This is a genomic window from Sporosalibacterium faouarense (assembly GCF_016765695.1).
In the GTDB taxonomy this organism is placed as follows: Bacteria; Bacillota; Clostridia; order Tissierellales; family VENL01; genus Sporosalibacterium; species Sporosalibacterium faouarense.
In genome coordinates, this window is the sequence record NZ_JAETGO010000035.1 from 21,321 (window position 1) to 41,978 (window position 20,658).

The window sequence follows — 20,658 nt, forward strand, 5'->3', positions numbered from 1 at the left end:
TAGGGAACTAGGGCTTTTACCATACTTAAATGATACTAAATCCCTATTGAAATAAATGGAAATTGCAATAAAATATTAAGGTAAATATATACTTTTTAAGTGGGTAATAGAAACAAAAAAAATTCCTTTGCAGAAAGGAATTAACAGGTGAATATAGAATATATAAGTTATACGCTTCTTCGACATAATAATGGAAAATTTTAATAATTACATAATTTAGTATATGAATAACCTTTTTATAACAAGGGAGTGATTAGATGGGTTTATTTCGTAAAAGAAATAAGAAGAAAAAAATCAATGTTATTAGTAAGGTGCCAAAGAAAAAGAAGAAAGACAAAAAGTTAAATGTGGATAAAGCTATCAAAGAAACAAATAAAAAAGATAATGGCAATGCTAATAAGAAAATCAAAAAGAAAGAGAATAAAAAGACTGGCAAAAAATTGTCTAAAAATTCGAAAAGTATAAAATCTAAAAAGATAAAAAATCAGTTTACTGCTATCGTACTTATATTAACTATTTTACCTATAATAGCAATAGGATTTATTAATTATAATGTACAAGCTAATGATGCCGAGGAAAATATTATTGCCTCAAATGAGACTATTGCTAAATCATTATCTGGTCAGGTTGAACTCTTTATTGAAAATTCATTTGAAGTTCTAAAAACCCTGGCAAATACCCATGATTTCATTAATATGGAGGGGAGAGAGCTTCAGAGGGTATTAACTAATACCGTTATCAATGTAGAAGATATTCAAACCCTTTATGTACTTGATGTTGAAGGTAATGAATTGTTTTCTACTAGAGGAAGTAGCGTAAAAGAAAATTTAAGTGATAGGGAATGGTTCATTGAAGGAATGAAAGAAGAGCAATATATTTCTCATTCCGATTTATATGCTAATTTACCTGGAGTAATGATTACAATACCTATAAAAGATAATTTAAATCAGAAGGTTGGACTATTGGCAGCCAATATTAGCTTGGAAAAGCTCACTGATTTAACAAATAATCATAGTGTTGGAAAAACTGGATTAGCATATGTTATAGATAAGAGAGGAACTATTATAGGACATCCTAATTTTGAAGAAAAGGTTCTTAAGCAGGTAAATGTAAAGTCTGAAGGTATAGAAGGGGCTATAGCAGCGCTTAACGATGATAAGGATACGCCAGGTAATACTAAGTATGAGAATGAAAAAGGAACAGATGTATTAGGAGTTTATAACAGAGTACCTTTAACTGGATGGTCAGTAATAATTGAACAAAATCAAAGAGAGATTAATGAAGCTGCTGCTCAAGGTTTAACTAGAACATTACTTATTAGTGTTGGAGCAATAATTGCTATTATTTTTTTCTCAGCAATAGCTAGTAGAGCATTCTCAAAACCAATAATAGGATTAGCAGATGTAGCAAACAAAGTAGAATCTGGGGATTTCACCAACAAAGTGAAGGTAACCTCGAAAAATGAAATTGGACAATTACAGCATGCATTTAGTAAGATGGTTGAGTCGATGACGTTGCTTATTGCCAATGTAAGAGAGACATCTAATACTATTAAAGGGACTGCTGACCAATTAAATAATAATACTAAGCTTACTGTCGATGCATCTTCACAGATTTCAGAGGTTGTAGAAGAAGTAGCTGCAGGAACTGATAGACAATTAAAAAGTGTTGATGAAACTTCTTCAATTGTAACGAATCTAGTTAGCAGTGTTAAAGATGTGGAAGATAGATCTAAATCAATACTTAAGGCCACTAATGAAGCCTCTGATATTGCGAATTCAGGAGCTAAGGATATAGATGAAACTAAACAGACGATGAATTCTATTGCAAGTAAAGTTAAAAAATCGGCAAGCCAGATATCAAATTTAAATACTCAAGTTGACGAAATAGGTAAGATTATTACCTTTATAGATAATATCGCTAAGCAAACTAATTTATTAGCATTGAATGCTGCTATAGAGGCAGCTAGAGCTGGAGATGCCGGTAAAGGTTTTACAGTTGTTGCTGATGAAGTAAGGACTCTAGCTGAACAAACCGGGGATGCTTTAAAAAATATTGTTGGAATTATCAATAAATTACAGAATGAAATGTCTATAGTACAACAATCAATGGAAGATGGAATAGATGAAGTAGATAAAGGTAACCAAGTAATAGAAAATACTACAGTATCCTTTGGTAATATAATGACAGAGACTACTAAGGTAGCCACAGCTGTTGGAGATTTCACTTCAATAGTTGAAGAGCTTTCTAGTGGTATGGAAGACATAGAAAGAGCCATTAGTCAAGTAAGCTCAGTATCTCAACAAACTGCTTCAGGTACTCAAACTGTATTGGCTAGCACAGAAGAGCAGCAATCAGCCCTTCATCATATTAATGAATCTACTGGGGTTCTAAATGAAATGGCCAATAAACTTGAGAGCTTGATTAAACAGTTTAAAATAGGCTAAGGATAACTAATGAAGACTAAGAGAAATCTTAGTCTTTTACTCTATGCCATTGCTTGTAGGATTAGGATTAAAATTATATAATGAAGTTATGAAAAATAAAAGGTAAGGAGTATAAGCATATGAATATTGCATTAAAATTAACACAAGAGTTTAATCTAAAGAAGTTTCAGGTAGAAAACACTATCAAACTTATTGATGAAGGGAATACTATTCCCTTTATTGCCAGGTATAGGAAAGAACAAACTGGTGAGTTAAGTGATGTAGTGTTAAGAGATTTAAATGAACGTTTAACTTATCTTAGAAATCTCGAAGGCAGGAAAGAAGAGGTCATTAGATTAATAGATGAACAGGATAAGTTGACAGAAGAGCTTAAGGGAGAAATACTTAAAGGAGAAACACTACAGAGAGTAGAAGATTTGTATAGACCCTATAAGCAAAAAAGAAGAACAAGGGCAACAAAGGCTAAAGAAAAAGGATTAGAGCCTTTGGCCAATATTATTCTTTCTCAAGAGTTGAATGAAGGTGATTTAGAGAAAATTGCAGAGCCATTTGTAGATGAAGAGAAAGAAGTAAATAGTATTAAAGAGGCCTATCAAGGGGCAATGGATATAATAGCTGAAATAGTATCTGATGATGCAGAGTTTAGAGATATAATTAGGAAAATTACATATGATAAAGGAATTATAACTTCTAAGGCTGTAGATGATGAAGCTAATGATGTATATGAGATGTATTTTGAGTATAAAGAGCCAGTTAAAAACATAGCAAATCATAGGATATTAGCCTTAAATAGAGGAGAAAAAGAAAAAGCTTTAAGAGTAAAAGTAGACTCTCCAGATGATGAAATTGTAGAAATATTAAAAAGTAAAATAATTACTAATAAGAAAGCAATAACTAAGGAATATCTAGAAGCAAGTATAGAAGATAGCTATAAAAGGCTTATATCTCCATCTATTGAAAGGGAAATAAGAAATAATCTTACTGAAAGAGCTGAAGAGGATGCTATAAAGGTATTTGCTCAAAATCTAAAGCCTTTATTGATGCAGCCGCCAATTAAAGGAAAGGTTGTAATGGGATTTGACCCAGCCTATAGAACTGGATGTAAGATAGCAGTAGTGGATGAAAGAGGCAAGCTCTTAGATTATACTACTGTATACCCAACAGCACCACAAAACAAGGTGGAAGAGGCAAAGAAGGAGCTTATTAATCTTATAAACAAATATGATATAGATATGATTGCAATAGGGAATGGAACTGCTTCCAGGGAATCAGAAATGATAGTAGCAGATATGCTTAAGGAACTAGACAAAAGAGTATATTTTACTATTGTAAGCGAAGCAGGTGCATCGGTATATTCTGCCTCTAAAGTGGCCAATGAAGAATATCCTGATATAAATGTTTCTATAAGGGGAGCTATTTCTATAGCTAAAAGACTTCAAGACCCTCTTGCTGAGCTTGTAAAGATTGATCCTAAGCATGTTGGAGTTGGACAATATCAGCATGATTTGAATCAAGGTAAGCTAGATGAATCAGTAAGTGCTGTAGTTGAAGATTGTGTAAATAGTGTTGGTGTAGACTTAAATACAGCTTCGGCATCATTATTAAAATATATTTCAGGTATATCCAATAGTGTAGCTAAAAATATAGTTAAGTATAGAGAGGAAAATGGCGGATTCAAAAACAGAAAAGGATTATTGAAAGTAAAAAGATTAGGAGAGCAAACATTTATACAATGTGCAGGATTCTTAAGGGTTTCAGATGGTGATACACCTTTAGATAATACCTCAGTCCATCCTGAATCCTATGAGGAAACAATGAAGCTAATTAATAAATTAGGATATACAATGGATGATATAAAAGAAGGAAAGCTTAAGGATATAGATGATAGAGTTGCTGATTATAGAGAAAATGGAAACGACACCGATAATACTAGTATTAATTCTTTAGAAGAGCTTAAAAAATTTAAGGATAATTTTAGAGGAGAAAAACAAACAAAAAGAATTAATATTAGTAAAAACTTAGAAGCACTTTCAAAAGAATTAGAAATAGGATTAATTACACTTAAGGATATAATAAAAGAGCTAAAGAAGCCAGGGAGAGACCCTAGAGATGAAATGCCAAAGCCAGTATTTAGAACAGATGTATTAAAAATGGAAGATCTTAAACCTGAAATGGTTTTAACAGGAACCGTTAGAAATGTAGTTGATTTTGGTGCATTTGTAGATATTGGAGTTAAGCAGGATGGATTGGTACATATATCTCACCTGAGTGATAAATTTGTTAAGAAACCAACGGATATAGTTTCAGTTGGTGATGTAGTCTCAGTTAGGATTCTAGATGTAGATCTTGATAGGAAAAGAATTTCTTTAAGCATGAAAGAAGCTTAAAAGTAGATAAATTGCATAGTGCAATTTTAATAAAATAAATATCAGAGGAATTTATACAAAATGATAAAATTCTAATCAGTTAATTTCCTCTGAGAATTATTTTTCACTGAGAAAACTTTATATTAAAATTTTATAAAAAATATACTTAATTTGTAGATATGGGATTTTCTCAAAATAACATATGATAAGGAGGATAAAATGAGCGATCTAAATCAGCATAATATTAAGGAGTACCAGCGTCGTTGGTTTATCTGGGGGATTCTTGCCCTAGCATACGTAGTTGTATTTTTTCACAGAGTTGCAGTTGGAGTAGTAAGAACTGAGTTAATTACAGATTTCAGTATTAGTGATGTTGAATTTGGCAACTTAGGATCAATGTATTTCTATGCATATATGCTTATGCAGATCCCTTCAGGCATACTAGCTGATACTTTAGGGGCAAGGAAAACGGTTACAATAGGTACATTACTAGCAGGTATCGGTTCAATAATATTTAGTATGGGACAGAGCATTACTGTCGGGTATATAGGTAGGCTTATAGTGGGACTAGGAGTGTCTGTTGTATTTATATCAACGTTAAAAATATTATCTCAATGGTTTAAAGAAGATGAGTTTGGAAGGATGTCGGGTCTTACTTCATTTTTTGGCAATGGAGGATCATTATTAGCTCAATTCCCATTGGTACTAATGGTTTCATATATGGGATGGAGGATGTCTTTCACAACAATAGGTATTATAACTATAATAATAGCAGCGTTAATATTTATCATTGTCAGGAATAGGCCTGAAGATGTTGGACTAAATCCAATAACTCTAAAGACTAGTACAGAGAAGGTTAGTGTTGGTAAGAGTATTAGTAGAGTTTTTTCAAATCCTAGGACATGGCCAGGATTCTTTATATTTGGTGGAATGTTTGGAACTATGATTTCCTTTATTGGAGCATGGGGAGTACCCTATATGATGCATATCTATAACGTTACTAAAGGAAAAGCATCTACTTTTACGATGACAGTTACAGTAGGACTTATGATAGGTAGTCTTGTAGTTGGAATTATTTCTGATAAGATTGGAAAGAGAAAGCTACCACTAATAGTGTTTTCCATAGTTTACCTATTAACTTGGATAATTCTACTTTTTGTGAATTCAGGCGATATGACCTTTGGATTTCTTTATGTATTGTACTTTATTATGGGCTTCTCTTGCTCAGGGTTTGTACTTTCTTGGGCATGTGCTAAAGAGGTCAACCCTCCAGACTATGCAGGTATATCTACAGGAACAGTGAATATGGGTGGATTTTTATTTGCAGCCATTATTCAGCCTTTAATAGGTTATATTTTAGATCATAACTGGGCAGGTAAAATGCTGGAAGGAGCAAAGGTGTACAATATAGATTCATATAATAAAGCTTTTATGCTATGTTTAGTAGGAGCTATTATGGCTGTTCTAAGCGTAGTGTTTGTTAAGGAAACAAATTGCAAGAATATATATAATCATAATTAAGCTATGATTATAGAAGACAGGATTATTACAAGCAAAAGGCAACACATCTATAAACAGATGTGTTGCCTTTTAAAATTTAAGCTGTGAATTTAATTTTTAATATAATGAAGGATTTTGCATACTTTTATAGAAGTTTATCACGTGGACTTATGGAATTGGATGTAATAAAAGGTAAATAATACAAAAGGGTGTAGGTGATGCTATGGCTAATAATAAGGAAATCATAAAATATGAACCAGGAAAATTCTGTGGGGTTATAAGTTCTAGCTTAAGCTCACTAGAAGAAGGGGCATTGAAGAAGCTTATTCTACAATTGTTAAGAAAAAGAGGATGTTTAGTGTATGTTTATAATTCAATTGAAGATTTAAATCGAAAGGTTAAGATTTTTAAATCATGGAATCTTGATTACGAAGGCTTAGTAAGAGCGAATAGAATTATATATGTTTCGTCTCAAGAAAAATATCTAAATAATGGTGTTATTGATCATGATAAGATAATTAAATACTACAAAGATTTAATTGATAAATGTAGAAAAAACCAATATGAAGATATAATCTTTCTAGGAAGAAGAGATGGTTTCTATAGTAAACATGCAACTTTTAATGATATGGCAAAGTTTCACAGAAGAATTAAAGAATTATGTCAGCAGAAAGAAATTATGATTTTTACTACCTATATTGTGGATGTATTAAATGAGGAGAGATTTTTTGAGCTAATGCCATTGCACGACATGTTTATATTAGATGATGATAATCAAAGCTATCTCTACTTGTCTGATAAATTTGAAGAGGTCAAGCTAGTATTTAAATTTCTTAGAAAGATGTTTATTGATAAAGCAGAGTTATATAAAGATAAGAAGAAGCTTGAATTTCTCAATAAATTAATAATGAAGATATCCTATAAAGAAAGCCAAGGAGAACTTCTAAATGAAGCATTGAACACCATTTCTACAATTGTTGGAGCCGACTTTGGTTATATGCTGAGCTATAGTAAAGAGAAAAAACGTAATATAGTGGCTAGATATAATTTACCCTATGGTTTCCTAGAAGAACTTGAGAAATTAAGCTATGAAAAACATACTCCCCATAGATATTCATCAAATAATGTTATAGTGAATAACTCTAATGAATATATTAATCCAGTTAGATACAAGATTGTCAAAATATTTGAAGTGAAATCTGTGATTGAGATTCCTATAAAAGAAGAAAATAAGGTTGCAATTGGTGCGATTTTTTTATTCTTTACTCAGAACAATGAGTTTATGACAAAACATGTTCCGTTTCTAGAAGCTGTTAGCAATACCCTTCTTGCATTACTAAAGAAGCATGAAGAAAGTGCTGAGCAGAAGAAAGAGTTAATTAAAGCAGAGAAACTAAAGAATCTTGGAGAATTGGCTGGAGGAATAGCCCACGATTTCAATAATATTCTAACTTCTATATTAGGTTTTTCTATTGTTGCATTGGAGCGTACTGATAATAAAGAAATGAAAGAATACTTAGAAATAATAAATCAGTCTGCTTTAGACGGTAGGGCTATAGTAGATAAAATACAAACACTGACTAAAAAAAGAACTAATAAGATAAAAGAAATTGTTAATTTTAATAAGATTGTAGAAAGTTCTATACAGATGGCAAGACCCAAATGGAAGAATTTCTATGAGAGTAAGGGAGTAAAATTAGACCTTATTAGGGCATTAAATTCTCAAGGACATGTTTACTGTAATGAGCATGAAATAAGAGAGGGGATATTAAATATAATATTTAATGCTATGGATGCCATGGAAGAAGGTGGAAGTCTTAGGATTTCGACATATGATAAGGAAGATAAAGTTTATTTAGAAATAGAAGATAATGGAGTAGGTATGACTCAAGAGGTAAAGGAACAAATATTTGAACCTTTTTATAGTACAAAGGAAGCTAGAGGTACTGGACTTGGGTTAAGTATAAGTAAAGAGATATTTGAAGAGCATGGTGGAAAAATCGGAGTAGAAAGTAGGGAAAATTGTGGCACTAAATTCATTATTGAGTTTAAAAATCAAATTGGGCAGGGAGCAATTGAGAAGGAGAAATATACTATACCTACTTTTGACTCAATTAAATCACTGGTTGTAGATGATAAGGATAAGGTTGCAAGATCTCTTAAAGAATTATTAGGTATGCTAGAAGTAAAAAGTGATATAGAAACAAATAGTGAAAAAGTCATTGAGAAGCTTTCTAACTCAAAGTATGATGTGATTTTCTGTGATTTAGCAATGCCTAAGGTAAGCGGATTAGACTTGGCCAAGCAAATAAAATTAGATTATCCTGAAACTAAATTTATTTTGATGACTGGATGGCCAGAAAATATTAATGATGAATATTTAGATAAAATAGATTATATTCTAGAGAAGCCTTGCATGATAGAAGATTTAGCTAAGGCTCTAGATGAAGTAAAAAGTACATGTTAAGTAAATTAATTTGGTTGAAGAAAAACTAAACAAAGGATATAATATTAATTAGAGTCACGAAATAAAATTAAAATAAGGGGGTATTGTTGTGCTTTTAATTAAAAATGGGAAGGTTTATACGATGACTGGGGAAGTCATAGAGAATGGAAGCATTTTAATAGAGAACGGAAAGATAAAGGAAATTGGCAAAGATATTGTGGCACCTTTAGATGTAGAAATAATAGATGCAGAAGGAAAAACAGTAATGCCAGGTTTTATTGATGCTCACTGTCATCTAGGTATGTGGGAAAGTGGAATTGGATTTGAAGGTGATGATGGAAATGAAGCAGTTGACCCAGTAACACCTCATTTAAGAGCTATTGATGGAATAAATCCTATGGATATAACTTTTAAGGAAGCTCAACAAGGTGGTGTAACCTGTGCTTGTACAGGGCCAGGAAGTGCAAATGTAATTGGAGGACAATTTGCGGCTATAAAGACATATGGAGATCGAATAGATAATATGATTGTTAAAGCTCCTTTAGCTATGAAGGTTGCCTTTGGAGAAAATCCAAAGAGAGTATATAATGGACAGAAAAAATCACCAACGACTAGGATAGCTACTGCGGCTATATTAAGAGAAACTTTATATAAAGCTAAGGAATATAATGAAAAACTTGAATTATCAAAAGATGATGAGTCTAAAAAACCTAAATTTGACATGAAGCTTGAAGCTATGGCTATGGTTATAAGAAAAGAAATTCCTCTTAAAGCCCATGCCCACAGAGCAGATGATATATTCACAGCATTAAGAATAGCAAATGAGTTTGGTCTTGATATGACATTAGATCATTGTACAGAAGGACATTTAATAGCTGACTATTTAGCAAAAGAGGGAAAATCAGCAATAGTGGGACCTACATTTGGTCATAGATCAAAATTCGAGTTACAAAATACAAGCTTTGAAACTCCAAATGCCCTTAATAAAGCAGGTGTTAAGATTGCAATAACAACGGATTCTCCTGTTATACCACTGCAATACTTACCAATGTGTGCTGGATTGGCAGCTAAGGCAGGGTTAGATGAAATGGAGGCACTTAAGGCAATAACTATAAATGCTGCAGAAATCGCAGGGATAGCAGATAGAGTTGGAAGCTTAGAAGTAGGAAAAGATGCAGATATCGTAATATTTGAAGAAAATCCACTTATGGATGTTGGATGTGAAGCTTCGTTTACAATAATAGATGGTAAGATAGTTTATAAAAAGTAAGGGGGGTAAAAGGTGCTATTAATAAAAAATGGGAAAATTTTCACTATAACCGGTGATATTATAAATAAAGGAAGCATACTTGTAGAGAATGGAAGAATTAAAGAAATTGGAAAGGATATAGTAGCTCCATTGGATGCAGAAGTAATTGATGCAGAAGGTAAAGTAGTTATGCCAGGATTTATAGAGGCTCATTGTCATTTAGGAATACATGAAGAAGGAATAGGCTTTGAAGGTAATGATGGTAATGAAGCAGTGAACCCTGTAACTCCTCATTTAAGAGGGATAGATGGAATAAATCCTATGGATGGAACATTGAAGGAAGCATATGAAGCAGGGATTACTTGTGCCTGTACAGGTCCTGGGAGTGCAAATGTAGTTGGGGGACAGTTTGTAACTATAAAGACCTATGGTGATAGAGTTGATGATATGGTTGTTCAAAACCCTTCTGCAATGAAGATTGCCTTTGGGGAAAATCCAAAGAGAGTATATAATAGTCAGAAAAAATCACCCACGACTAGGATGGCAGTAGCTGCTATTCTTAGAGAGACTCTATTCAAAGCTAAAGAATACAATAAAAAGCTTGAGTTGGCTAAGGAAGATAAGTCTAAAAAGCCAGATTTTGATATGGAGCTAGATGCTATGGCAAAGGTGATTAGGAAAGAGATACCATTAAAGGCCCATGCCCATAGAGCCGATGATATATTTACTGCAATAAGAATTGCCAAAGAATTTGATGTTGATATTACATTAGATCACTGTTCAGAAGGACATATGATTATAGACCATTTGGTTGAAGAGGATAAGGCAGCTATAATTGGACCTACTTTAGGTCATAGGGGGAAATTTGAAACAAAGAACAAGACCTTTGAGACTCCAGGGATTCTTAATAGGGCTGGAATAAAGGTGGCCATTACAACTGATGCTCCAGTTGTTCCATTACAGCATTTGCCCATTTGTGCGGGAAAAGCAGTTGATGCAGGAATGGACGAAATGGAAGCATTAAGGGCTATAACTATTTATCCAGCTGAAATACTTGGGATTTCAGATAGAGTGGGAAGCTTAGAAATAGGAAAAGATGCTGATATTGTAATATTTGATGGTAATCCAATTTTGGATGTGGATTGTAAAACTTATGCCACAATTATAAATGGTAAAGTTGTATATAAGAATTGAGATAATTAGGCTGGAAGATTACATAATTATCATTGACAAAAATTTAATTATGTGCAATAATGTAGGTACAAATGAATATTTGAATCTTCAGGGCAGGGTGAAATTCCCGACCGGCGGTTATAGTCCGCGAACTGTATTAAACAGTTGACTTGGTGTGATTCCAAGACCGACAGTAAAGTCTGGATGGGAGAAGAGAATTGTACTTATTTAGAGTGCATTTAAGATGTATGGCAAATTAACCCCTTGGAGATTTTCTTCAAGGGGTTTTAAAATTATTTAATATGCCTCCCATCAACACAATAAAAATATAATTTATTATGGAGGGATTATTATGTTAGCAATAAATGAGAAAATGTCAACAAAGGTTATCACTAAGATTTCAATTTTGTCAGTATTAGCTTTCCTTATAATGCTTATAGAAGCTCCTCTTTGGTTTACACCAGTATTCTTGAAAATAGATGCTAGTGATTTACCTGCTTTAATTGGAGCATTTGCATTGGGACCAATGGCTGGAGTAATGATTGAATTTTTGAAGAATTTACTGCACATAGTACTCAAAGGAACTGACACAGCTGCTGTAGGAGAATTAGCAAACTTTATTGTAGGTGGTTTATTCGTTTATACTGCAGGATATATTTATTATAAAAATAAGAATGTTAAGAGTGCAGTAATTGGTATGGCCGTAGGGACAGTAGTAATGACAATAGGTATGGCTATAGCTAACTATTTTGTGTTGATACCATTCTATGTAAAGTTATATGGAATGCCGTTGGAATCAATAATAGATATGGCTAAGGCAGTAAATAATTATGTTGTCGATTTAAAGTCTTTCATACTTTATACTGTGGTACCTTTTAATCTCATAAAGGGAATTATTGTATCATTAGTAACTTTAGTAATATATAAAAGAATTTCTCCTATACTTCATAGATAGGTTAATTAGGAAATGCAATGATATGAAATAACATATATAAGGATTAAATTGATATGCTCTCCTTACAATAAATAGTTAAAATAATATAACTATTTATTGTAAGGAGAGTTTTAATATTGTGATATAATGCAACTAGGCTAACTATTGAAATTAGAATCTTTATATAATGTATTGTACATAAGGAACAATATGGATATAATATCATTAGGCTTTGAGATACGGAAAGGATGAAATTATGTTTAAGATTACTACAAAAGATCCTAAAGAAACTAAAGAATTAGGTTATGCTTTAGGGAAAATTTTAAAAGGTGGAGATGTTGTCTGTCTCATAGGTGATCTAGGTGCAGGAAAAACAACCTTGACCCAATCTATAGCTGAAGGGCTTGATATAAACGATTATGTGACTAGTCCTACCTTCACTTTGATAAATGAGTATGATGGTAGATATCCCCTTTATCATTTTGATGTATATAGAATTAATGATGTAGAGGAAATGTACGACCTGGGCTATGAAGAATATTTTTATTCTGAAGGAGTGACATTAATTGAATGGGCAAATTTGATAGAAGAAATGCTTCCTAAGGATAGATTGATTATAGAAATAAAAAGAGGAAAAGGAAATGAAGAAAGGGAAATACTAATTCAGGGAATTGGAGATAGATATAGAGAAATAATCAAGGAGTTGAAAAAGTAATGAAAATACTAGCCATAGACACATCAAGCATAGTCGCAACCTGTGCAATTATGGATGACGAAAAGCTCATAGGAGAATACATACTTAATCATAAGAGGACCCATTCCCAAAAAATAATGCCGATAATAGAAGAAATTTTATCAAGTTGTGATCTTAAACCTGAGGATATAGATGTTTATGCTGCTTCAGTTGGACCAGGTTCCTTTACAGGATTAAGAATAGGAGTTGCAACAGTTAAGGGACTGGCTCATGCAATGAATAAATCAGTAGTAGGTATATCTACGATAGAGGCATTGGCATTTAATATTCCATATTCAGAAGGGATAATAGTTCCAATGATGGATGCAAGGAGAGATAGGGTATATACTGGCATTTATAAATGGGAAGATGGAGATTTATGCGTTATAGAAGAGCCAGATGCAATAGAGGTTGAAGAACTATTAGACAAATTATTAAAAAGGAATGAAAAGGTTATTGTAAATGGAGATGGAGCCATAGTATATAAGGATAAGATTATTGAAGGATTGGGAAGCAAAGTATTATTTGCTCCTAAATCTGTGAATATGGCTAGAGCTGCATCTGTGGCTGAATTGGCAATGGCTAAAGCTAAGATTGGAGATGTAACAAGCTTTATGGATCTGGTTCCAGATTATTTGAGAAAATCTCAAGCCCAAAGAGAATATGATAAGAAAATGAAGCTCTGCGGTGAGAAAGATGAGTAATATTAATATCCGTGAGATGACTGAAAAAGATATAGATCAGGTGTTGGAAATAGAAAGACTGTCTTTTACCACTCCCTGGTCTAGAGATGCTTTTGAATCAGAAATTAAAAAGAATCTTCTATCTAAATATATATTAGCAGAAAAAAATGAACAAGTTGTAGGATATGCTGGAATGTGGTTGATAGTTGATGAAATACATATTACGAATGTAGCGGTTCATCCTAACAAAAGAGGTGAAGGAATAGGAGATAAATTAGTTAGTAAAATAAGTGAAATTTGTAGAGATAGAGATATGAGAGCTATCACCTTAGAGGTTAGGAAAACTAATGATGTAGCTAAATCACTATACATAAAGCATGGATTTAAAGAAGTAGGTATAAGGCCTGGATATTATAGTGATACAAACGAAGATGCAATAATCATGTGGAAGGAGTTAGGTTAAAATAAAGGAGGAGTTGTTATGGACAATAGTTATTATGAAGAACAAGAACCTTTAAATTGGTTTGAGAGATTAAAATATGTCTTTACTAAACCAAGTAAATTATTTTCAAACTTAGTGCAGCATCCGAAAATTATATCACCATTACTTGCAATTGTAATAAGTATGGCTGTATTAATACTTATAAGGATTAATCTATTTCAAGAATATATAGTGTCAACTCAGAATGAAGCCACTGGTATATTTAGTACAATCATATCAGTTCTTTCTTTTGCATTATTTCCTGTATTAATTCTTCTTGTGAAAAGTAGAATTATTCATGGATTTGTTCCTATTTTTGGAGGAGATGCTAATTATAATCAGTTTTTATCAGTTATTGCATATTCATACATACCTGTTATACTTGGAGAAACAATCATAGCCATTATTTCTTTGGTGCAGGGACAGTTTGATGTTTCTATATCCTTCGCTCAGCTATTGCCTCAATCTATGGAAAGTGGTTTTTTATATGCAATATTAGCACAGTTTAATATTTTCACAGTATGGTATCAAATATTAGCTATAATTGGAGTATCATATGTATATGAAATAAGTAAGAAAAAGTCAGCAATACCTGTTTTATTAACATGGCTATCATGGATATTAATAAATGGAAGTTTGCAGGTAATAATGTACTGGGTAGCAGATATGCAGTCTCAAAGCTAATTGAATAAAACTATAACTATAACTATAAGGCGGGCTTATTTAGCTCGTCTTAATTTTTTAAAATTTAATTTATAAAAAAGTATTTTTATTTCAGACAAATAGGAAATTACTTCGTAGTATTATTATGAAGGGAAGAAAGGAGGGGTCATATGAATGAACAGGACATTGATATTGTTAAGCGATGTCTGGAAGGAGATGGGAATTCTTTTGAAATACTGGTTACTAAGTATAAGAAGAAGATATATAATATAGCCTACAGATTTACAGGAAATAAAGATGATGCAATGGATGTAACTCAAGAAGTTTTTATAAAGGCTTATAACTCTTTAAATCAATATGACCCAAAATACAAATTTTCTTCCTGGATATTAAAAATTACAACTAATTATTGTCTAGACCAGAAAAAGAGAAAAAAAGTTGAGACCGTTGAGCTAAATACAGAGCTAGACAATAGAAGTACCACAACAAGCGCAGAGAATCTATATATCCACAAGGAGAATAAAGCAGCTATAGCTAAAGCCATAGCCTCTTTGCCGGATAAGTACAGAGTACTTATAGTACTATATCATAATCAAAATCTTAGTTATAATGAGATATCAGAAACTTTAAAGCTACCTCTTACTAAAGTGAAAAATAGACTATATAGAGGTAGAAAAATGCTTAAGGAAGAATTAGAGAATGTTAGAAGGGAGGAAACTAAATGGACTGCCAAAAAGCTTCGATATTGATGATGGAATATATAGACGGAACAATAAATGAATCAGATAAAATTAGCTTACTAGGTCATATTGAAGAATGTGAAGACTGTAACGAAGAGTTTTCATTACTCGTTGAAAGCATAGATTTAGTTGAAAATATGGAAGAGTTAGAGCCTCCTGAAGACATGGAAAACTTAGTTATGTCAAGTATTGACTTGAACAGATATAGCATTAAGACTAAAGTATGGAATATTACACTAGCTTTATTTGCAACAATAACAATTATGATGGGAACTACAGCATATGTTGCCTATAGCAAACTAGGATTTCTAAAGGAGGTTTTTATAGCTTTAACTATTAAAGTAGTAAACTTTATTGTGCTTAACTTACCTCAATTAATGTCTTTTATTGATGGTAATTTACTCTTAGTATTTATTTTGGGAATGGGAATTTTATCAATTCTGATGGGTTCAACTATAACAATTGCTGTAGCGGAAGTATATATAATTAAAAAGTTTGGACTTAAGTTAAGGAGGGGTTAGAAAGTGAAAAGAATAAGAATCATTGCTAGTATATTAATTATATTAACCTTAATAACAGGAGTAGCATTAGCTTCAGAAAAAGTAGTGCATGGAGATAAAATAGCGTTATTTAAGGATATTAGAATCGAAGAAGGAACTAAATTAGATGGAGATATAATTGCGATTTTCTCTGATGTAGATATTGATGGTACAGTAGATGGAGATGTAATATCTATTTTCGGTAAAGTTAATCTCTTTGGAAATTTGGATGGAAATATAATATCAGTTTTAGGAAATATTGATATGGGAGAAAAATCTATAGTTACAAGGGATATGATTCAAATTACGATTGGAGATGATGATAGGCCTAATAGTGCAATTATTAGGGGTGAAGAAGTCACAATGAGACTATTTGAAAGTGAGATTTCAGGTATCTCTGCATTGATAATTTTCCTTGTTGCATTCTTTGCACTTAAAAATATATTTGGATTCATACTATCAGCTATTTTAGTTGCAGTAATACCAGAAAGAATGGACAAAATAACCTATGCTACATCTAATAGAATAGGAAGACGTTTAGGAATAGGTATACTAGGGGTTATCGTATTCTATTCAGCATTAACCATATTAGGGGCAATAGTTATTGGAACACCACTGATACCTATATTATTAATATTAAGATGGTTATTAGGTCTTGGTGGAAATACTGCTGTTAAGATGGCTATAGGTAGAAAAGTAGGTAAAAAAGGTCAATGGTCAAGAATTACTCAATTACTCGTTGGTAGTTTAATATATATGTTAATAGATATTACAATAATCTTAAAGCCTATATTATATTTTGGTAAACTGATTGGAATGGGAGCTATTATTGATACAAAAATTGGAACTACAGAGTATTGGAGTAAAGATAGTGCTAAACATAGTGGAAATAATGAGGCACCAACATATACGGTAAAAGATGAAAATGATAATAATAGAAGTGATGAAATACAAGATCAATTGAGCATTGAAGATAATAATATAGAAGATGATAATAGTACTCAAGATAATGATAAATTGTAACGGTGATAGTATAAAGAAATATCTTGTTTAATTTCAGAGAGATATATTTAAACATGAATTAATTAGACTGAAAAAATATATTAGGTGTTTTGGTTAATTAGCATAGAAGAGAAAAAGATTAAGAAGGAGGGCAGAAGTATGAAAAGAGTTTTAGCTATAATTATGGTGTTTGTCATGATAAGTTTATCAGGATGCGTAATAGATTTGGAAGATGGGCTTGAAATTGGTATAGGCGATGACCGGATTTCTATAGATGTAGGTGATGAGAATTTTGAACTTGGAGATTTAGAGACCTATAATCAAGATTTTGATATTGGTAATGAAGAAAGCCTAGATGTTGATATAAATGTAAGTGCTGCCAAGATAAATATAGAAAAAAGTGAGGATAAACTTTTTTCTGGTAGAGTAGAAAGTAATATTGTAGGCTTTGATCCGAGAATGGAGTTAGTAGGGAACAGCCTTTTAATCAAAGATAATTTTAAATATAGGTCCATAAGAAGCTTTAAGAATAATTGGGATCTTAAATTTACAGATCAATTGCCATTAAAATTTGATATCACTACTAATGCATCTAAAAATGACTTTGACTTTACAGGATTATTAATTTCTAAGTTTAAACTTTATGCAAATGCCACTGACAATTATATACGTTTTGATGAAAAAAATAAAGAGAATATGGAAAGCTTTGAAATAGATGTTAATGCTGGTAATCTGGAGGTTTATGGACTAGGTGATGCAGGGCCTGAAGAGATTGAGATAGATGTCAATGCTGGTAAGATTGCTTTGGAATTTGGAGAAAACATAGATAAAGATATGGAAATTTCAATAGAAGGTAACGCATCTCAAACCACACTAGATTTACCAGATAGTGTAGGAGTAAGCATTGAAAAGAGAAGCACACTTTCAAGTTTAGATATAGATGAGTCAGAATTTATAAAAGGTGAAGATGGCTACAAAAGTAATAATTATGAATCAGCAAAATATAAAATAGATATTGAGGTTAGAGGAACAGCTTTTAATTTGACTGTAAGATGAAGAGTAAAATATTAGCAGGAAAATAAAAGGCATTGAAAAAAACCTCTCCTAAGCATATACTTATGCAATTAGGAGAGGTTTTTATTATTAAATATAATTTTCTTAAGAATCTTATTAAACTTCTAGGTTAAAGAGGCACTAATATCTTATCAATTCATAGTTTAAGTTGTATGAATCAACTTATAAATACACAGTACTTGACTAACCATGAATTATCAACATATTTTAGAATGTAGTCATGACTGCTAATTAGATTATTTTCTGTATCATAAGTGTTTACTTTATAATAAACCTCTAGATTTTTACTATCAGTATGATCGTATACTATATCTACGTGACCAAGGGCAGGGTCAGAGCCTGCTTCCCCACCATAGGTATAAAGTCTTCCATCAATAGAAATATATTTAGGTAAAGATACTAGGTCTTCATATAAACTACCAGTAAATATTGTAGATAGTTTCTTGTTCAAATCATCTTTTGTTTTGAAATCTTCATCAGTTACAAGATAATAAGTCTGATCACCATGTTTTAATGCTGTATTCCAGTCATGCCGTAATGAAGAAATTCTAAATAAAGATAGCATTTCTTGAGCTCGTTGAAAAATGGCTTCAGCATCTTTGTGAGTTAAAATTACTATATCATTTTGTTGAGATTTTCCAGAGCTAGAAATCGCAATACTTAAAGATTTGTTTTCTGATTCCAATTTAGAATTTCTTTCTTCTAAACTTAGATTCTTATTTTCTAGTTCCGTAATCCTATCCTTCAAGTTATCTATTTCTCTTTTTAATTCATTCGTTAAAGCTTTTGAAGTACTTAACTCATTATTAAGCTTGTCCCTTTGATTGTCTAATAGGTTTATTTCATTTTGCAATGAAGAATATTTTTCAATAGATACAGTTTCTGTAGAGTTACAGCCTATTAAAATTAAGGGTATAAGTAAGAATAATAAATTTAATTTACTTGAAACTTTCATTAAGGGCCTCCTTCCTAACATGACTTTAAAGTAGGCTAGTTAGAAAATGTAGATCATCATATCCTCAAGCTTTCGCAAAACATCCTAACATATTATAGAATAAATGTAAAATAATGAAATGTCAACAATTTATTGCTGTTGTTGAAATATTTATAATTCACTTCTCATAACTATATAAAGTAGATATACAATATATCAGCTATGGAGGTAATTAAGGTGAAAATCAAACTAATAATTGGATTAATTATTATAAATATTATACTGATAATTCCACAAACTGTTTTAGGTAATCCAGAGGATGATAGAGAAGGACTCAAGAGTATAGAAATTAATAAAGATATGAAAATAAACGATGATGTATTTGAATTTATAGATAGTTTTATAAATAAAGGAATAATAGTGGGAGATCTTTTTGTATTAGGAAGAAAAATATACAATGAAGGAATTATTCATGGGGATATACTAGGAATAAGTTTATTTACTGAAATACTTGGAACTATAAAGGGAGATGTAAGAATGGCAACAAAGTCCCTTAAAATATCGGGACCTGTATTTAGAAATGTGAGTGCTCTTGTAGATAAGTTTATTTTAGATAAATCTGGAGTGGTAGATGGAAGTATGACATTAATAGGGAATGAAGTTAAAATAGATGGCTTGATTGGTACTGACCTAAGAGGAAAAGCCAAAACTCTAACAATAACTGGAGAAATAAAGGGAAATGTCGATATGGAAGTGGAGAAGGTAGTTTTTGGAACAAATGGAAAGGTATCTGGAGATTTTAACTATTCTGGTCATGAAAAAATCATAATTCCGATGAGTAATATTAATGGTAGTATAAACTACGAAAAGAAAGAATCATTCTTTGAAAAAATTAAAATAAAAAAGAGTTTGAGATATTTTCAAGCGTTTAAGAATACATTGGACATATATATGAGAGTTTTTAGATGTATATAATAAATACTCCTATGAAATAATATTATTAAATTGTTTAAAATTATGAATTGTAGGAGGGTATTTATGGCTAATGGAAATAAAGATCAACTAATGAAAGTAGCTAAGAGCTGTAGTCAATATAACTTTGAAGAAGATTCTTCCTTAAGGTCAGATGTGTCAATAATGGGAGAAACAGCAAAGAGTTGTGAAAACTGCGTTCATTTTACAGCAGAACATAAATGCGATATTGACTTAATAGATAAAATACTCACAAATATGGCAATGGAGCTAGATGACGAGTACTAAATTTTAACAATTAAATATAGGTTATTACAATGTAAAAGGGGACAGAAACTGTCCCCTTTAATTGTTATACTTGTTATCAGAAATGAATTACCTTAGCTCTTTAGTATAGTCGCTATCTAATTCACTCATTACTTTCTGAGGTTTATCTTTTAATGCCATCATTAGGGCATAATCTCCATAATTTACTTCCTTTAGCATTGCATCTGAGACTATATTAGATTGAGATATCCTATTAAAGAAAGTGTTTTTTCTTTTAGCCATGGTTTTCACTCCTAAAGGTTAATTTACCTCTATATTTAGTATCTAACAAAAGTGAATATATATGTTAGTAAATTTTTCATATGAATCTTATAAGGAATGAGATGTTTAAAAGGAAGTGCTGTTGGAATTAACTAATCATATAATGAGATGTAACAAAATACTAAAAATGTTAC

19 protein-coding genes and 1 riboswitch are annotated in these 20,658 nt (G+C 31.6%); of the genes, 17 read left to right on the forward strand and 2 right to left on the reverse strand.

From position 1 onward, the window contains the following. The first annotated feature begins 257 nt into the window (after positions 1 to 257). The 15 genes from JMO20_RS06295 to JMO20_RS06365 all read left to right on the forward strand — a co-directional run bounded on the left by JMO20_RS06295 (position 258) and on the right by JMO20_RS06365 (position 18,012). Complete coding sequence (locus tag JMO20_RS06295) at positions 258 to 2,447, forward strand: methyl-accepting chemotaxis protein (protein ID WP_202708689.1); 2,190 nt, start codon at positions 258 to 260, stop codon at positions 2,445 to 2,447. A 119-nt stretch (positions 2,448 to 2,566) separates the two neighbouring features. Beyond that, positions 2,567 to 4,834: a Tex family protein gene (locus JMO20_RS06300; RefSeq protein WP_202708690.1), complete on the forward strand. Its 2,268-nt coding sequence runs from the start codon at positions 2,567 to 2,569 to the stop codon at positions 4,832 to 4,834. 198 nt (positions 4,835 to 5,032) lie between these two features. After that, positions 5,033 to 6,334 carry an MFS transporter gene (locus JMO20_RS06305; protein ID WP_202708691.1) on the forward strand — a complete coding sequence of 434 codons (1,302 nt, stop codon included), beginning with the start codon at positions 5,033 to 5,035 and terminating at the stop codon, positions 6,332 to 6,334. Positions 6,335 to 6,536: 202 nt separating this feature from the next. Further along, entirely contained in the window at positions 6,537 to 8,780 is a 2,244-nt protein-coding gene (locus tag JMO20_RS06310) for a hybrid sensor histidine kinase/response regulator (RefSeq protein ID WP_202708692.1), read from the forward strand. Between the two features lie 88 nt (positions 8,781 to 8,868). Then, the gene (locus JMO20_RS06315) at positions 8,869 to 10,029 is read left to right on the forward strand and encodes an amidohydrolase family protein (RefSeq protein ID WP_202708693.1); all 1,161 of its coding nucleotides are present in this window, start codon (positions 8,869 to 8,871) and stop codon (positions 10,027 to 10,029) included. 12 nt (positions 10,030 to 10,041) lie between these two features. Beyond that, the gene (locus JMO20_RS06320) at positions 10,042 to 11,202 is read left to right on the forward strand and encodes an amidohydrolase family protein (RefSeq protein WP_202708694.1); all 1,161 of its coding nucleotides are present in this window, start codon (positions 10,042 to 10,044) and stop codon (positions 11,200 to 11,202) included. Positions 11,203 to 11,281: 79 nt separating this feature from the next. After that, positions 11,282 to 11,401: riboswitch (FMN riboswitch) on the forward strand. 132 nt (positions 11,402 to 11,533) lie between these two features. Further along, a complete protein-coding gene (locus JMO20_RS06325; RefSeq protein ID WP_202708695.1) occupies positions 11,534 to 12,136 on the forward strand; it encodes an ECF transporter S component in 603 nt (200 codons plus the stop codon). Between the two features lie 235 nt (positions 12,137 to 12,371). After that, positions 12,372 to 12,830, forward strand: coding sequence for a tRNA (adenosine(37)-N6)-threonylcarbamoyltransferase complex ATPase subunit type 1 TsaE (tsaE, locus tag JMO20_RS06330; protein WP_202708696.1), 459 nt, complete (start codon positions 12,372 to 12,374; stop codon positions 12,828 to 12,830). Continuing rightward, positions 12,830 to 13,552, forward strand: coding sequence for a tRNA (adenosine(37)-N6)-threonylcarbamoyltransferase complex dimerization subunit type 1 TsaB (tsaB, locus tag JMO20_RS06335; RefSeq protein WP_202708697.1), 723 nt, complete (start codon positions 12,830 to 12,832; stop codon positions 13,550 to 13,552). Before tsaE ends, tsaB begins: the two co-directional genes overlap by 1 nt. Then, entirely contained in the window at positions 13,545 to 13,994 is a 450-nt protein-coding gene (gene rimI, locus JMO20_RS06340) for a ribosomal protein S18-alanine N-acetyltransferase (protein ID WP_202708698.1), read from the forward strand. The genes tsaB and rimI overlap by 8 nt, the downstream gene beginning before the upstream one ends. A gap of 18 nt (positions 13,995 to 14,012) precedes the next feature. Beyond that, on the forward strand, positions 14,013 to 14,696 hold the full coding sequence (locus JMO20_RS06345; RefSeq protein WP_202708699.1) for a Yip1 family protein: 684 nt from the start codon (positions 14,013 to 14,015) through the stop codon (positions 14,694 to 14,696). A 149-nt stretch (positions 14,697 to 14,845) separates the two neighbouring features. Then, positions 14,846 to 15,424 (forward strand): RNA polymerase sigma factor, encoded by a 579-nt coding sequence (locus JMO20_RS06350; protein WP_202708700.1) that lies wholly within the window; start codon positions 14,846 to 14,848, stop codon positions 15,422 to 15,424. Beyond that, positions 15,397 to 15,936 carry an anti-sigma factor family protein gene (locus JMO20_RS06355; protein ID WP_202708701.1) on the forward strand — a complete coding sequence of 180 codons (540 nt, stop codon included), beginning with the start codon at positions 15,397 to 15,399 and terminating at the stop codon, positions 15,934 to 15,936. Before JMO20_RS06350 ends, JMO20_RS06355 begins: the two co-directional genes overlap by 28 nt. 3 nt (positions 15,937 to 15,939) lie before the next feature. Further along, entirely contained in the window at positions 15,940 to 16,977 is a 1,038-nt protein-coding gene (locus JMO20_RS06360) for a bactofilin family protein (protein WP_202708702.1), read from the forward strand. 138 nt (positions 16,978 to 17,115) lie between these two features. Continuing rightward, positions 17,116 to 18,012 carry a toast rack family protein gene (locus JMO20_RS06365; protein ID WP_202708703.1) on the forward strand — a complete coding sequence of 299 codons (897 nt, stop codon included), beginning with the start codon at positions 17,116 to 17,118 and terminating at the stop codon, positions 18,010 to 18,012. 175 nt (positions 18,013 to 18,187) lie between these two features. On the opposite strand, the gene JMO20_RS06370 is transcribed toward JMO20_RS06365, so the two are convergent. Then, on the reverse strand, positions 18,188 to 18,985 hold the full coding sequence (locus JMO20_RS06370) for a DL-endopeptidase inhibitor IseA family protein (protein WP_202708704.1): 798 nt from the start codon (positions 18,983 to 18,985) through the stop codon (positions 18,188 to 18,190). A 216-nt stretch (positions 18,986 to 19,201) separates the two neighbouring features. On the opposite strand from JMO20_RS06370, the gene JMO20_RS06375 reads away from it, so the two are divergent. Together JMO20_RS06375 and JMO20_RS06380 are read left to right on the forward strand one after the other, a co-directional pair. Further along, entirely contained in the window at positions 19,202 to 19,939 is a 738-nt protein-coding gene (locus JMO20_RS06375; RefSeq protein WP_202708705.1) for a hypothetical protein, read from the forward strand. 63 nt (positions 19,940 to 20,002) lie between these two features. Next, a complete protein-coding gene (locus JMO20_RS06380; protein WP_202708706.1) occupies positions 20,003 to 20,224 on the forward strand; it encodes a hypothetical protein in 222 nt (73 codons plus the stop codon). 87 nt (positions 20,225 to 20,311) lie between these two features. On the opposite strand, the gene JMO20_RS06385 is transcribed toward JMO20_RS06380, so the two are convergent. Beyond that, positions 20,312 to 20,485, reverse strand: coding sequence for a hypothetical protein (locus tag JMO20_RS06385; RefSeq protein ID WP_202708707.1), 174 nt, complete (start codon positions 20,483 to 20,485; stop codon positions 20,312 to 20,314). Between the last annotated feature and the right edge of the window lie 173 nt (positions 20,486 to 20,658).